The following is a 14,943-nucleotide window of genomic DNA, read 5'->3' on the forward strand; positions in this document are numbered from 1 at the left end:
GATTCTCGCCGGAACATTGCTTATATCACAGGAATTTTGGATTAGGCGAGGGATTCGGCAATCATGGAGCGAATGATGAGGGCGGTTTTCTCCGCCCCGTCGAGGTCGAGCAAGACCGGCCCCCGTGGCTGTGCGGCGAGCGCCTTTTCGACCGCCTCTTTCACATGGCCCGACGTCAGTCCGTTTTCCGGCAGGATATCGGCGAGGCCGAGCGCCTGCAGCCGTTCGGCGCGCACCGTCTGCTCGGTCTCGCCGCCGGCGACGAAGGGGATGAGGATCGCCCGGCATTCGGTGCGCAAGAGATCGCCGACCGTGTTGTAGCCTGCCTGCGAGATCGACACCTTGGCGCCGCGCAGCAGCGAGGGAAAATCCCTGCGGAAACGCACCAGCGTCACATTCGGGGCCGCGTCCTCAGACAGCGCGGCGAAATCGGCCTCCGGCAGGTTCGGGCCGGCGACCAGCAGCCAGCGAAGATTGTCCGGCAGCAGCGTTGCCGCCTCTTTGGCCGCGCCGATCAACGCGGCGCCGACCGCGCCACCGCCCGCCGATGCGATGATGTCGAATGTTTCGGCGGGTTCCGGCGCCGGCGGGGCTGCGACGAGGCCGGTATAGCGCAGCCTGTCGGCGATCTCTGACGTCAGCGGGAAGGTGTCCTCGAGCCTGACGAAACCGGGATCGCCGTGGACGAGCACGGCATCGAAATGGTCCTTGACCAGCGTGACGGTCTCCGCGTCGCGGCCGGCCTTGCGGTTTTCCTGCAGGATGTCGCGCACCGAGCTTAGGAGTTTCGGCCGCGGTTCGGCCTTGTCGATGGCCTCGAGCAAAGGCAGCAGTTCGAAGCGCATCTGTCGCCGGCCGAAGGGGAAGGCTTCGGTGATGACGACATCCGGCCTTGCGGCATGGAAGGCATCGAGTAGCAGCTGGCGGCGGGCATGGAGGAAATCCTCGCCGGCCGGCCGGCCATCGGCGTCGGCGAGGCCGGAGAAACCGGCATTGTTGGCGACGACCGCCGGCAAGGCTACGGTCTTCACGCCTTCGCCGGGAAAGCCCGGCACCGGCAGGCCGCCGGTCACGACAGTCACGTCAAAATCGTCCTTGACCAAGGCATTGGCGATGCGGCTGGCGCGGGCTATGTGGCCGATGCCGAGCAGATGCTGGACATAGAAGAAAATACGCGGTGCCGTCATGACGGCTTCTGCCATTCGGCCTCGAACAGGCCGGTGAGCTGTCTGATGCTGGAGTGATAGTCGAAATATTCGCGCACCTGGCTTTCGGCGGCGTCGCCGAGGCGCTTGCGCAGCGCCGGGTCGCGGATCGCCGCCTCCAGCGCGCTGGCCAGCAGTGCCGGGTCCTCCGGCGGCACGACGAGGCCGTTTTCACCGTTCTTCAGGAGCTCCGGCACGCCGGATACTTCGGTCGAGAGGCAGACGAGCCGCTGGCTCGAGGCTTCGACCAGGACGTTCGGCAGGCCGTCGCGGTCGCCGTTGGCGGCGATGCGGCAGGCAAGCGCGAAGAGGTCGGCACGGCGGTAATGATCGAGCACGTCTTCCTGCGCCATGGCGCCCTTCCAGACGATGCGGCCGGAAATGCCGAGTTCGGTGGCCAGCGCCTTCAGTTTCGCAAGCTCCTCGCCGCCGCCGATATGGTCCATGCGCCAGTGAAGGTCGGCGGGCAACAGCGCCAGCGCGTGCAGCAGCACGTCGTAACCCTTCTTCTCGACGGCGCGGCCGACGCTGAGGATGAAGGCCGGATCGTCGGGGTCGCTGCCGGTGCGGTCCGAACGCTCGCCGGCAAAATGGCCGAAGCGGGCGAGATCGAGACCGTGGTAACTCAAGTGCACGGCCTCCCTGCGTGACGTCAGCGTCCGCATATGGTCGTAGCCCGTCCTGGTGCAGGTGACGGTCCAGCGGGCGCTGCCGAGTTTCTCGTTCAGCTCCCAGTCGGGCGACGTCCAAATGTCCTTGGCGTGCGCCGAGCAGGTCCAGGGCGTGTCCGTGAGGATGCTTGCATATTCCGTCACCGAGGCCGGCGTGTGGATGAAATGCGCATGCAGCCATTCACCCTCGTCCGGCCATTCGCGGCCCAGCACCAGCGCCTGGCCGAGACGGCGGAAGCGGTTGCGGGAGATGTCGCGCTTGAGGTCGGCGAGGAAGCGTTTCATCAGCGCCTTGAAGCCGGGTTTGGAGAAACCGGCGATGAGGCCCTTCAGCACGCGGATCGGCTCCTCGTGCAGATATTCAGGCAGATAGACGACACGCGCCCGGATCTCGTCATGCACAGGATGGCGCTTCTTGTCGGTCGGCCGGCGCATCGAAATCAGCGTCAGGTTGAAGCCGGCCTTTTCAAGGCCGAGCAGCTCCTGGGCGATGAAGGTTTCCGAAAGGCGGGGATAGCCTTTCAGCACGACGAGGATCTTGCGGCGTGGCGGCAAGGCTGTGCCCTATTCCGCGCCGACGAGGGAAAGGTGGCTGCCGCGGCCGTCGATCCACCGGCCGACGGTCTGCGAGATATGGTCCAGTCCTTCGAGACGCATATTGCCGCCGCTCTTCGACGGTGGCTGGCGGGAGGGCAGGCGCTTCAGCGCCTCGGCCATGATTGTGGGGTCGACCGACTGTTCCGGCAGCAGCATGTCGACGAGGCCGAGTTCGCTTGCCCGCTGGGCGCGCAGCAGCTGTTCCTCGCGCGGCTTGACACGCGGCACGATGAGGGCCGGTTTGTCGAAGGAGAGGATCTCGCAATAGGTGTTGTAGCCACCCATGGCGACGACGCCGGTGGCGCTGTCGATCAGCTCTTCCATGTGATTGTCGAACTCGATCACCTCGATATAGGGAATGGCTTCCCCCTTCTGCACCAGCTTGGCGCGCTCGGCGGCCGGCATATAGGGCCCGAGCACCACGAGCGCCTTCTGCGTCAGCGTCGGATCGGCCTCGTAGGCGTTCATGACGTCGTGGACGAGATCGGAGCCGTCGCCGCCGCCGCCTGTGGTGACGAGGATGTAATTATCCTTGCGGGCGTTGATCGACGTCTTGCCCCTGGAGACGCTGCGTTGCAGGAAGCCGACGAAATCCATCTTCCGGCGCAAGCTGGCCGGCACGTCAAGGCCGATCAGCGGATCGTAAAATTCCGGCGGACCGTAGACCCAGACGCTGTCGTAATACTGGTCGATCTTCTGCATGATGCTGTTTTTCTTCCACTCGGCCTCGAGCAGATGCGGCGCGTCCATGATCTCGCGCAGGCCGAGCACCAGAACGGTGCCGCGGGCCTTGAGATAGGCAAGCGTATCCTCGACCTCGCCCTTCAGTCCCATCGGTTCCTTGTCGACGATGAAGATATCGGGCTGGAAGGTCTCGGCCGTGTGGCGAATGCTCGATTCGCGCATCTTCAGCGTCTCGTGCAGGTCGATATGGCTGGCGAGCGACGTATATTCACCGTTGCGGAGCTTGATGACGCTCGGGATCTTCACGAAGTCGACACGGGCGCGGTAGTCGAAGGCGCCGGCGATCGTGGCACCCGAAATGATCAGAATATTGAGGCCGCGATAATCCTCGACCAGCGCATGGGCGATGGCGCGACAGCGGCGCAGATGGCCGAGACCGAAAGTATCGTGGCTGTACATGAGGATGCGCGCATCTTCGAGACGTCTGGACATGGGCATCCCTTCTGGGGTCAGCAACATAGTTAGTACCCCCACCGTCCGGAGGCCAAGAGGTGGGGGCGGTGCCGTGATGCGCCGCCGCGTTTCCTGCTATTTGTAGGGATCTGCCGCATCACGCAAGCCGTCTCCCAGAAAGTTGAACGCCAAAATGACAAGAACAACAGGAATGATCGGATAGAGCAGCCATGGATAGAAGGCGATGACGCTGACGCTTTTTGCCTCGGTCAGCAGAATGCCCCAGCTGGTGATCGGCGGACGAAGGCCGAGGCCGAGGAAGGAGAGCGCGGTCTCTCCAAGGATCATGCCGGGGATCGAAATCGTCGCCGAAGCAATGAGATGCGACATAAAGCCCGGCACCAGGTGCCGGCCGATGATGCGTGGCGTGCTGGCACCCATCAGCTGTGCGGCCTGGACATAATCCTCCTCGCGCAGCGCCAGGAGTTTGGAGCGCACGGCACGCGCGAGCCCCGTCCAGTCGATGATGCCGAGGATGACGGTGATGCCGAAATAGATGACGATCGGGCTCCACGTTACCGGCATGATGGCGGCCAGCGCCATCCAGAGCGGCAGGCTCGGCAGCGATTGCAGCACCTCGATCAGGCGCTGGACGATGAGATCGAAAATGCCGCCACGATAACCGGCAAGGCCGCCAATGACGATACCGAGCACGAAGCTGATCGAAATGCCGATCAGACCGATGGTCAGCGATATCCGCGCGCCGTAGAGGATGCGCGAGAGCACGTCACGGCCGAGCCGGTCGGTGCCGAGCAGGAACATCTGCCCGCCGATCGCCGGGCAGACGAGATGATAGTTCGAGGCAACAACGCCCCAGAATTTGTAGGCATCGCCGCGGCAGAAGAATCGGATTGGCTGCACGTCGTTCGGCCTATCCGTATAGACACGATGCAGCGTGTCGAGATCGAGCGTCATGCTGCGGCCGTAAACGAAGGGGCCGACGAAGCTGCCCTTGTCGAAGAAGTGGATGGGTTGCGGCGGCGCGTGAATGAAATCGACATTGCGCGTGTGCAGGCCGTAGGGCGCCAAGAACTCGACGATCAGGATCATCAAGTAGACGACGGCGAGAAAGATGCCGGAGATCAAGGCCAGCTTGTGCTGCTTGAACTTCCACCACATCAGCTGCTTCTGCGAGGCGAGATGAATGCGCGATTGCGCCGCCGTCATGCTTTCGGTCGCAAGCGGATCGAAAGGCGCGGTCGAGACGTAATGCGGAAGCGGCGCGCCGGGTGCGGGAAGGGGCGACATTATTTGGTGCTCCTGCCTTGCAGACGGATGCGGGGATCAAGGAAGCCGAGCGCGATGTCGGAGATCAGCACGCCGATGACATTGAGGAAGGCTAGGAACATCAGGAAGGAGCCGGCGAGATACATGTCCTGGCTCTGCAGCGCCTTGATGAGCATCGGCCCCGTCGTCTCCAACGACAGCACGATCGCGACGATCTCGGCGCCCGAGATGATCGACGGCAGGATCGAGCCGATATCGGCGACGAAGAAGTTGAGCGCCATGCGCAGCGGATATTTGACCAGCGCCTTCAGCGGCGGCAGGCCCTTGGCGCGGGCGGTGACGACATACTGCTTCTGCATCTCGTCGAGCAGGTTGGCACGCAGCCGCCGGATCATGCCGGCCGTGCCGGCCGTGCCGACGATGATCACAGGGATCCACAGGTGAGAGAGGATCGACCGCGCCTTCTCCCAGCTCATCGGCGCCGAGATATATTGCTGGTCCATCAGATGGCCGATGGAGATGCCGAACCAGATATTGGCGAAATACATCAGGATCAGCGCCAGCATGAAGTTCGGAATGGCGATGCCGAGCAGGCCGAGGAACGTCAGCCCGTAATCACCCCAACTGTACTGGTGCGTGGCCGAATAGATGCCGATCGGAAAAGCGATCAGCCAGGTGAGCAGGATCGTCGTGAAGGAGACGAGCATCGTCAGCCAGAGGCGATCGCCGACCACGTCGGAGACCGGCAGCTGATATTCGAAGGAATAGCCGAAATCGCCGTGCAGCATGCCGCCGACCCAGTAGAAATAACGCACGATCTCCGGCTTGTCGAAGCCGTATTGCTGGCGCATCTCCTCGATTTCCTGGAGGTTGGCGGTCTCGCCGGAGGCACGCAGCTCGGCGATCTGGCTCTCGAAGAAGTCGCCGGGCGGCAGCTCGATAATCGTGAAAACCAGCGCCGAAATGACGAAGAGCGTCGGCACCATGGCGGCGATGCGCCAGAGAATGTATCTGAGCACGCCTCAGGCCTCCTTGTACCAGAATGCATCCGGCATGTAGACGCCGAGATAGGAGGTGGGATCGAAGCCGTAGAGCGCTCTCTCCGGCAGGTTCTGCAGCTTGGCAGCGCGAAGGATCGGCTGCAGCGTGCTGTTGATGAGGCCGATCGAGAATACCTGCTGCGTATAGAGCGACAGCATCTTGTGCCAGATCACCTGGCGCTCCTCGAATTTCGCCGTCGAGCCCCATTGGCTGAGCAGGTTGACCAGCTCGGCTGCCTCCGGCAGGTCGGGTGCGACCCCCTCCTGGCCGGCGGAGAGGTAATGCATGCCCCAGAGCGGCCATTGCAACTGATCGTCGAGTGTCGGCGCAAGGCCGGCCGGCGACATGTCGGCCGTCGGCACGCCATTGTCGAGGCCGTACCAGATCGACATCATGATCGAACCGCTCATGGCGCGATTGCGGAAGACATCGCGCTGCGAGGTCCGGGTATAGAGCGCCAGGCCGATATTGGCCCAGTGATCTCTCACCAGTTCCAGCACGTCGGTGTCGAGATTGCTCTCGCCGGCGGTCTCGACGGTGATCTCGGCGCGACGCCCGTCCGGCAGCAGCCGAATGCCGTCGTCACCGCGTTTGGTCAAGCCGAGTTCGTCGAGCAGGCGGTTGGCCTCGTCGGGATCGAACTTCACGAAGGCATCGGCATATTCCTGCTTGAAGAGCGGGCTATCGGGCAGGACGGTATCGGCGCTTGGCGTGCCGAGGCCGTAGAAGGCGACCATGTTGATCTCGTGCCGGTCGATCGCCAACGACAAAGCGCGGCGCAGGCGGACGTCGCGGAAAAGGCCGCGCCACACTTCGTCAGCACAGTTGAGGTTCGGCAGCAGCGTGATGCGCGAGCCGCGCGCGAGCTTCCAGAGATTGACCTTCACCGGGAAGCGCTTCTCGGCCTCCTTCAGGAAGGTGTAGTCGTTGAAATCGATGCCGGTCACCTGCAGGTCGGCTTCGCCTGCCCCCGCCTTGGCGGCGATGATCGATGAGGAGGAGACGTTGAGGATGAAGCGGTCGAGATAGGGTAGCTGCCTGCCGGTCTCGTCGATGCGGTGGAAGAACGGGTTGCGCTCGAAGACGAACTGCTCGGACGGCAGCGGCGTCGTATTGCGCCAGGGATCGAGCGTCGGCAGGTTCGGATTTTCCGGACGGTAGGAACGCGCCATCTTGATGTGCAGATCCTGCCATTTCTTGACGCGGTAGGTCTTCATCAGCTCGTCCATCTTCGCTTGGTCCGGCTGGAATTTCTTGTGGAACTGCTTGAGATAATGACCAGGGCCGAAGATGACGAGCGGCTGCGGGCCTGCCAGCGTCGGCAGGAACATCGGGTTGGGTTTTTCCCAGGTGTAGCGCACGGTCAGCGGATCGAGCATCTCGAAGCGCGGCAGGCTGCCGTGCGGACGAAGCTCTAGCGCGCCGCCGCCGGGCGTCAGCTTGTCGTTCAGGATGACGTCTTCCCACCAGTAGCGGAAATCGTCAGCCGTAAACGGCTGGCCGTCGGACCATTTATGGCCCTCGCGCAGTGTGAAGGTGAAGACCGTGTCGTCCTCGGACTGGAAACCGGCCAGGATGTCCGGCTGGAACTGCAGGTGCTTGTTGTAGCCGACCAGGCGGGCATAGCCGTAGATCGTCATGAAGCGGATGTCGCGCTGGCTGCCGATGATGGTGCGCACCGTGCCGCCGTAGGCACCGGGTTCGAGCCCCATCTCCTTCAGATTGACGATACGCGGGCGGACGGGAATGCGCTCCGCCATCGGCGGCAGGCTGCCTGATGTCAGCCGCTCCTTCAGGAATTCCGGCTCGCCGACCGGTCCGGCGCGAAGCACCGCGGGCGCGATCGCCGCGCCGACGAGGCCGCCGAGAAAAATGCGACGCGTCACCATCAGCGCAACTCCTTGGCATCGGCGCCTTTGCGGGCGCGCACCAGATGGCCGTCGCCGAGGTCGGCATAGGCAAGTTCGGAAGCGTCGTCATGCTCGGCGGTGAAGGTCGCGCCCCAGTTCTGCTTGTCGGCGGCGCCGTTTTCCCTGAGCGCCTTGAAATCGAGCGGCCGGTCGAGATCGGGGAAGGGGACGGCGGCGAGCAGCGATTTCGTATAGGGGTGCACCGGATCGCGCAGGATGATCTCGCGCGGCGCGATCTCGACGATGCGGCCCTTGCACATCACCGCGATGCGGTCGGCCATGTAATCGACGACGGCGAGATTGTGCGAAATGAACAGATAAGTAAGCCCCAGCTCTTTCTGCAGGTCCTTCAACAGGTTGAGGATCTGCGCCTGCACGGAGACGTCAAGCGCCGAGACCGGCTCGTCGAGGATGACGAGCTTCGGGCCGAGCGCGAGCGCCCGCGCGATACCGATGCGCTGGCGCTGGCCGCCCGAAAAACTGTGCGGGTAACGGCTGAGATAACGCTTGTCGAGGCCGATTGCCGCCATCAGCCCTTCGACCTTGCGCTTGCGCTCGTCGCTGTCGCCGCGGTCATGGATTTCTAGCGGTTCACTCAGGATGTTGCGCACCGTCATGCGCGGCGAAAGCGAGGAGACCGGGTCCTGGAACACCATCTGGATCTTGGTCCGCATGTCCTGCAATTCTGAGCCTTTGACGGAGAGGACGTCGACGACCTCCTTGCCGTCGTTGAACACCACTGCGCCGCTGTCCGGCGTGATGGCGCGCATCAGGATCTTGCTGAGCGTCGTCTTGCCGCAGCCGGACTCGCCCACCAGGCCCAGACATTCGCCGCGGCGGATGTCGAAGCTGACGTCGTCGACGGCGCGCAGGACGGTGGCTTCATGCTTGCCGAAGAAACTGCGCTTGCGCGTCTTGTAGGTCTTCGAGAGATTGGCGACGGAAAGCAGGATGCCCGGCGCCTCTGCCTGGAGCGGCTTCTTCTTGCCGACGAGGGACTCAAGATTGACCGTTACCTCCCGCAGCGCTTTCAGCCGCTCGCCGGGTTTCATGTCGAAATGCGGGACGGCGGCCATCAGGCCTTTGAGATAGGGATGCTGCGGATTGCGGAAGATATCCTCGACCGGTCCTGCTTCCATGATCTCGCCGTGATAGATGACGACCACCTCGTCGGCCATGTTGGCGACGATGCCGAGATCGTGGGTGATGAGCAGCATCGCCATGCCGAGCTTGGCCTGCAGCTCGCGGAGCAGTTCGAGGATCTGCGCCTGGATCGTCACGTCGAGCGCAGTCGTCGGCTCGTCGGCGATCAAGAGCGCCGGCTTGCAGATCAGCGCCATGGCGATCATCGCGCGCTGGCGCATGCCGCCGGACAGTTCGAACGGATACATGTCGTAGGTGCGATGTGGATTGGAGAAGCCGACCAGCCCAAGCATCTCCTCGGTCTTTTCACGGGCTTCCTGCTTGTCGGCTTCGGTATGGATCAGCAGCACTTCGCTGATCTGATTGCCGATCGTGTGCAGCGGCGAGAGCGAGGTCATCGGCTCCTGGAAGATCGTCGCCATGCGGCGGCCGCGCAGGTCGCGCATTTCCTCGCTGTCGCGCGGAAAGGACAGGATATCGGTCGTGCTGCCGTCGAGCGGATCGGTGAACAGGATGCTGCCCGAGGCCTTGGCCGGATTGGGCAGGATGCCCATGATCGACTGGCTGATCACCGATTTTCCGGAGCCGGATTCACCGACGAGAGCGGTGACCTTGCCCGGAAGAATGCGAAGATTGGCTTGCTTTACGACGCGTAGCCGGTCACCGAAAACCGAGAAGGAGACGTCGAGATTTTCAATACGCAACAGATCCGCTGCAGACGCCATACCAATGAAATTCCCCAGTCTTCTATGTTCCCGTTAAGGCACACTATCGTACCGCAAACAGGGTGTCTAGCTGATGACAATCATAGATAAACCAGCATGTCCCGCCGAAGTTCCCCGGGCGAGACGCGCAGATTATGACAGGGGCTGTAAGCTTACTGGATGAATTTCTCCATGCTGGTGCGCTTGACCTGATTCTTGGCGTCGCGATGCAGGAGAATGACCTGCTCGGCTTCTGAAAGTCCGTTCTGCACGGCCTCGCGGAAGCTCTCGTCGACGTTGATCGCAGGCGCCGGCGCGCGCGGCTGCAGCACGGTCACCTTCTGGCGGATGCCGCGCAGCTTCTCTTCGCCGAGCGTCGTCCATTCGCCGCCGCAATAGCCGGCGAAGGCCTGGCTGGCGACGACCTCGCGGCCGTATTTCTTGGTCAGGATCTGCAGACGTTGGACCTCGTTGACCGCCGAGCCGAAGGCGGAGAAGGTCAGGCGGTCCTTGAGGCCGACATTGCCGAACATGACGTTGCCGACATGCAGGCCGATGCCGTAGCCGACCCTGGTCAGGCCCTTCTGCTCGCGGTCCCTATTGAGCTCGGCAACCCGCGCCTGCGCCTGATGGACGGCCGAAAGAGCCGCCTCGCAGGCAATTTTCGATGGGTCCTTATGGCGTCCGCAAGGATAGACGGCGAGGAAGCCGTCGCCGAGGAAACTCAGGATCTCGCCGCCATTGCGGTTGAACGGGGCGGCGATCGCGTCGAAGAACTGGTTCAGCGTGTCGATATAGGCCTGGCGGCCCTCCTTTTCGGCATAGACGGTGGATTCGCGCATGTCGCCCATGACAAGGGCCGCGCGGATCGTCTCGCCGTCGCCTCGGCGGATCTGGCCGTTCAGCACCCGCTTGCCGGCGTCGCCGCCGAGATAGGTGGTCAGCATGTTGTTGGCGAGTTTGCCGAGCACGGCCATCTTGGCGGCGACCGCCAGATGGTTCTGCATCCTGAGCAGCGCGTCGATCATGTCGTCGGAAAAGCCGGTGTGATGGTCGGTCGACCAGGAGCCCATCATGCCCTGCACCGAGCCGTCGCCGAAGGGCTGCACAAAAGCGAGATAGTCGGTGATGCTGTCCTTGCGCAGGTCCTCGAAAATCGGGAACTCGTTCGGCCCATCCTGCATCAGCCGGCGGCGGATGTGCTGCAGATTGTTGTCGAGCAGGTAATAATAAGGGCTCTGCAGGAAGCGGTCCGGCTTCTGCCCGGCGGGCATGCGGAAGCCCTCGATGGTGACGCCGCTGGCGCGCCGCCAGGTGAAGCTCAGCGCATCGTAGAGCGGGTGCAGCATCGAGAAGGAAAGATGCACGCGCGCAAGTGGCAGGCCCGCAGCAGTGAGCCTTTCGCAGAAACCGCGGACGATGTTTTCAAGCTCGTCTCCGGCCAGCGAAGAGTTCGTCAGCCATTCAGCGACCCGGTCCAACAGGATGGAGGACACGCTGGATTCGATCGTGCTCATTCTCGGTATGATCCTCATAAGGCACGCCATCCCCAAGAGCCAAAAGTCCCCCGGCCGGCACATTTTCATGCGCAGGTCACAAGGAAATCAGGATGTACGAGCGGTATTATTGTGTCAACGATCTGCCGAAAGCCCGGCAGCGGCGCCCCTCAGTTCCCCCATAGCGGGATCGGACGGGTAGTCCTTTCGCGGTGGTTCATTATCAAAAGTCAAAATAGGGATGCTGCAAGTGCGAAACAATGGGATGCGCATTTTTTTGTGCGCTCAAGTTGCAGCGAAGGGAGCGGCCTGAGTCATTTCGGCCACACCCGGTCGGCCACACCCGATAAGCATCGCAAGGGGTCGCGGCCCTGTTTTTCAGCTCCTGTCGTACGCGGAGAGACGGGGCCTGGGTTTAATTTGCCTGGAGCATGCATTAGATCAGCTTTCCCTGTTCCCGTTCGAAAGATCCCGCCTTGGCCATCTCCCCCTTCGATACGCTTTTGCAGAAGATCGAAACCCGCGCGGCCCGTGCCGGCATCATCGGCCTCGGTTATGTCGGCCTGCCGCTGGCGATGGCGGTGGCGCGCAGCGGCTTTGCCGTCACCGGCTTCGACATCGATCCCGGGAAGATGGTGGCTCTCGATGCCCGCCGCTCCTATATCGACGCGGTGAGCGACGCGGCGTTGTCGGCCGAGATCGATGCGGGACGCTTCAAGGCGACGACCGATTTCGCCGGCCTTGGCGAGTGCGACGTCATCATCATCTGCGTGCCGACGCCGCTGACCAAGCATCGCGATCCCGATCTTTCCTTCGTCGAGGCGACGTCGCGCTCGATCGCCGCGCATTTGCGCGCCGGTCAGCTCGTCGTGCTGGAATCGACCACCTATCCCGGCACGACCGACGACGTGGTGAAGGTCATTCTCGAAGGCACCGGGCTGAAATCCCGCTCGGACTTTTTCGTAGGCTTCTCGCCGGAGCGCGAGGATCCCGGCAACCAGCATTATCATACCGCCACCATCCCCAAGGTCGTCGCCGGCGACGGGCCCGAGGCGCTGGCGCTGATGAAGGCTTTCTATGGCGCGGCGGTATCATCCGTCGTTCCGGTCTCGTCGAATGCCACGGCCGAGGCCGTGAAGCTCACCGAAAACATCTTCCGCTCGGTCAACATCGCCCTCGTCAACGAGCTGAAGACCGTCTATGCGGCCATGGGCATCGACGTCTGGGAAGTGATCGACGCGGCCAAGACCAAGCCCTTCGGCTACATGCCCTTCTATCCCGGCCCCGGCCTTGGCGGCCATTGCATCCCGATTGATCCTTTCTACCTCACCTGGAAATCGCGCGAATACGAGCTGCCGACCCGCTTCATCGAGCTCGCCGGCGAGATCAATTCGGCAATGCCGCGTTACGTCGTCGGCAAGCTCGCCGAAGCACTCGACATCCGCGCCGGCAAGGCGCTGAGCCGCAGCAAGGTGCTGGTGCTCGGGCTTGCCTACAAGAAGAACGTCGCCGATATTCGCGAAAGCCCGTCGCTGCGGTTGATCGAGATCATCGAGGAGCGTGGCGGACACGCGGATTATCATGATCCCTTCGTCGCCGAGATCCCGCCGACGCGCGAATACCAGGCGCTGAAGGGCCGCAAATCGGTGGCGCTGACGCCTGATACCATTGCCGGCTACGATGCTGTGCTGGTCGCGACCGATCACGACAGGGTGGATTATGCGGCGCTCGCAAAAAGTGCCTCGTTGATCGTCGACACGCGCAACGTCTTCAACCGGCTCGGCCTTTCGGCCGATCACGTCATCAAGGCATGACGGAAACGTTGCTGCATTATGCGGCAACTCAAAGTGCTACGGCCTCTTATACTGATCCGCGCGGCTTCTTGTTGTTAAGGCAGGCTTCATCCCCGCGCTTTAAGCTGCCGACCTTGCCACGACCATTTCGGGGGGCGGATTGGGTGAGTTCCGAGGGAGGACTATCTTGAAGAGTTTTGTTGCTGCGGCTATCGCAATCGGTGTCATGTGCTCCGGCGCTTCTGTCGCATCTGCGCAGACGAAGGGCGACTGGGTTCTCGGAAACTGGAAGGGAGCCGGTTATTGGTTCCCTGGCGTTATCGACAACACCTCCGGCGGGAAGGTCACCATCCGATATGATGACGGCGATAGGGAAACCGTTCCTTTGAGCGATGTGCGTCCTTACAACTGGGTCATCGGGATGAAGGTCGAGTGCAACTACAAGGGTGCCGGCGATTGGTATGCAGGGAAGATCACCTCGCTTGGGGGCGAGAAGATTGGTATTGCCTACGATGACGGCGACAAGGAAACCACCCGAACCGGCCGCTGCCGTTCACGATAAAGTCTTTGCCTGAACCGATGCGAGATCAGCCCGTCGCCGTCAAAGCGACGGGTTTATTTTTCTTCGGACAATCACGTTTGATGCGGCGCTGTCGCAAGCACCTTGCCGGTCATCCGGCTTGCGGCCACCGCATAACCGCCGGCCGCGCCGTCGATGAAATGCATGTGATCGCGCGAGATCGGCGTCGGCACGAAGCAGGTCATCAGCGCCGAGGCCTGCCGATGCAGGCCGTAGCGGGCAATGCCCTTGGCGCGTGCCGCTTCCAGTAGCGTCTCGATCCGATTCAGATGTTCGGCGTCGACGTCGATCGTCATCTTCAGCCCGTCATCGAACTTGCGGAAATCGGAATTGCCGGCGACGTCGCGCTTGTAGCGGCGGGCGTCGAAGCGGCCGAGCGGAATGCCGAGCTTGTAGCACACGACGGTGATGGCGAGCTGCAGGAAGATGATGAGCTTCTGCCGCAATCGCCGGCCAGCCGGCGCGGTGGCCTTGGCTTCGCGGTTGATGCCGTGCAGCGAGAAGGCAAGGTTCGGACCATCCGCCGGTACCGGGTGGCTGTCCCGGTTCTGCTCGGTGGTGATGGCGACGATGCCGTTGACGAGGTCCCGGAATTCCTGCCCCGGCCGGCCCTCGCCGGGAATCGCGATGATCGAGACGATCTCGCCGTGCCTGGCGTCGATCGGGCTCCAGCGGCAGGAAAGGCCGGTGAGATCCGGGCGCGCTCCCGGGGCCGCGCGATCGATGCCGTAGCGGCCGAGCTTCATCTGTCTTTCGGCCCAGCTGGTGCCGCCGCCCCAGAACATCGCATAGGTGACATAAGGGCTTGCGGAGTAACGTGCGACGCGGACGTCGAGGCCCTCGGCACGGGTGTCGGCGACCGGCACGATGGCGATGCGCAGCGTCAGGCCGAGATCCTCCTCGACCCAGACCTGCACGGCGGCAAGGGCGTCGCGCGCTGCCTTTTCCAGCGAGCCCGGAAGCGCGATCAGCGCGCCGTCGCCGCCGAAGACGAAGGGATAGTCGCCCTTGCCGACGGAATTCAGCACCGCCGATATGACGCTGGCGCCCGCCATGTTGACGTCCTTGTAGCGGCCGGCAGCGATCGCCGGCGTCGAGCCGACGATGTCGGCCAGCGCCAGCACCCATCCGTCCGGCAGCGGCCGGTAATTGGCGGCGTCGGTCACGCCCTCGAATTCGCTGAAGAGCGGCACTTCGGCAAAGAAGGTTTCGTCGGTCACGGTTTTCATATCGTCCAGCTTAGCACAGACCCATGTCGCCACTGCAACGCCAATTCCCATTTACGGCAATCGACTTGGCAAGGTTTCATGTGTTAGAGCATTTCGTGCTTTTTCGGACGTACGGAAATGCGCTATCTTTTTGTTTTTACGCAATTCCGG

General features: G+C 62.6%; 11 protein-coding genes. 2 read left to right on the forward strand and 9 right to left on the reverse strand.

Translation table 11 applies throughout. The annotated features are described in order from the left end of the window. Positions 1 to 41: 41 nt before the first annotated feature. From HX898_RS17525 to HX898_RS17560, 8 genes are all read right to left on the reverse strand, one after another. Positions 42 to 1,202, reverse strand: coding sequence for a glycosyltransferase (locus HX898_RS17525; protein WP_180195246.1), 1,161 nt, complete (start codon positions 1,200 to 1,202; stop codon positions 42 to 44). Then, positions 1,184 to 2,431, reverse strand: a complete 1,248-nt coding sequence (locus tag HX898_RS17530) for a glycosyltransferase (RefSeq protein WP_180195247.1) — start codon at positions 2,429 to 2,431, stop codon at positions 1,184 to 1,186. Before HX898_RS17530 ends, HX898_RS17525 begins: the two co-directional genes overlap by 19 nt. Positions 2,432 to 2,440: 9 nt before the next feature. Continuing rightward, on the reverse strand, positions 2,441 to 3,649 hold the full coding sequence (locus HX898_RS17535) for a glycosyltransferase family protein (protein WP_164048236.1): 1,209 nt from the start codon (positions 3,647 to 3,649) through the stop codon (positions 2,441 to 2,443). Between the two features lie 96 nt (positions 3,650 to 3,745). Further along, positions 3,746 to 4,918, reverse strand: coding sequence for an ABC transporter permease (locus HX898_RS17540; RefSeq protein ID WP_164067319.1), 1,173 nt, complete (start codon positions 4,916 to 4,918; stop codon positions 3,746 to 3,748). Further along, the gene (locus HX898_RS17545) at positions 4,918 to 5,916 is read right to left on the reverse strand and encodes an ABC transporter permease (protein ID WP_003548391.1); all 999 of its coding nucleotides are present in this window, start codon (positions 5,914 to 5,916) and stop codon (positions 4,918 to 4,920) included. Before HX898_RS17545 ends, HX898_RS17540 begins: the two co-directional genes overlap by 1 nt. Before the next feature lie 3 nt (positions 5,917 to 5,919). Continuing rightward, on the reverse strand, positions 5,920 to 7,827 hold the full coding sequence (locus HX898_RS17550) for an ABC transporter substrate-binding protein (RefSeq protein ID WP_180195248.1): 1,908 nt from the start codon (positions 7,825 to 7,827) through the stop codon (positions 5,920 to 5,922). Beyond that, positions 7,827 to 9,716, reverse strand: a complete 1,890-nt coding sequence (locus tag HX898_RS17555; RefSeq protein ID WP_180195249.1) for an ABC transporter ATP-binding protein — start codon at positions 9,714 to 9,716, stop codon at positions 7,827 to 7,829. Before HX898_RS17555 ends, HX898_RS17550 begins: the two co-directional genes overlap by 1 nt. Positions 9,717 to 9,868: 152 nt before the next feature. Beyond that, positions 9,869 to 11,212: an adenylate/guanylate cyclase domain-containing protein gene (locus HX898_RS17560; RefSeq protein ID WP_180195250.1), complete on the reverse strand. Its 1,344-nt coding sequence runs from the start codon at positions 11,210 to 11,212 to the stop codon at positions 9,869 to 9,871. A gap of 455 nt (positions 11,213 to 11,667) precedes the next feature. On the opposite strand from HX898_RS17560, the gene HX898_RS17565 reads away from it, so the two are divergent. Further along, entirely contained in the window at positions 11,668 to 13,005 is a 1,338-nt protein-coding gene (locus HX898_RS17565; RefSeq protein WP_138331575.1) for a nucleotide sugar dehydrogenase, read from the forward strand. Positions 13,006 to 13,171: 166 nt separating this feature from the next. After that, a complete protein-coding gene (locus HX898_RS17570; RefSeq protein ID WP_138331576.1) occupies positions 13,172 to 13,546 on the forward strand; it encodes a tudor domain-containing protein in 375 nt (124 codons plus the stop codon). 71 nt (positions 13,547 to 13,617) lie between these two features. Here the strand turns inward: HX898_RS17570 and HX898_RS17575 are convergent, their stop codons facing one another. Beyond that, on the reverse strand, positions 13,618 to 14,844 hold the full coding sequence (locus HX898_RS17575) for a DUF3095 domain-containing protein (RefSeq protein WP_180195251.1): 1,227 nt from the start codon (positions 14,842 to 14,844) through the stop codon (positions 13,618 to 13,620). Between the last annotated feature and the right edge of the window lie 99 nt (positions 14,845 to 14,943).

The organism is Rhizobium sp. WYCCWR 11128 (assembly GCF_013416305.1).
GTDB lineage: Bacteria > Pseudomonadota > Alphaproteobacteria > Rhizobiales > Rhizobiaceae > Rhizobium > Rhizobium indicum.

Excerpts from the sequence above, each read along its gene's own strand:
- HX898_RS17535 (WP_164048236.1), bottom strand. The coding sequence starts at position 3,649 with ATGTCCAGACGTCTCGAAGATGCGCGCATCCTCATGTACAGCCACGAT.
- HX898_RS17555 (WP_180195249.1), bottom strand. The coding sequence starts at position 9,716 with ATGGCGTCTGCAGCGGATCTGTTGCGTATTGAAAATCTCGACGTCTCC.
- HX898_RS17575 (WP_180195251.1), bottom strand. The coding sequence starts at position 14,844 with ATGGGAATTGGCGTTGCAGTGGCGACATGGGTCTGTGCTAAGCTGGAC.
- HX898_RS17550 (WP_180195248.1), bottom strand. The coding sequence starts at position 7,827 with ATGGTGACGCGTCGCATTTTTCTCGGCGGCCTCGTCGGCGCGGCGATC.
- HX898_RS17525 (WP_180195246.1), bottom strand. The coding sequence starts at position 1,202 with ATGGCAGAAGCCGTCATGACGGCACCGCGTATTTTCTTCTATGTCCAG.
- HX898_RS17560 (WP_180195250.1), bottom strand. The coding sequence starts at position 11,212 with ATGAGCACGATCGAATCCAGCGTGTCCTCCATCCTGTTGGACCGGGTC.
- HX898_RS17540 (WP_164067319.1), bottom strand. The coding sequence starts at position 4,918 with ATGTCGCCCCTTCCCGCACCCGGCGCGCCGCTTCCGCATTACGTCTCG.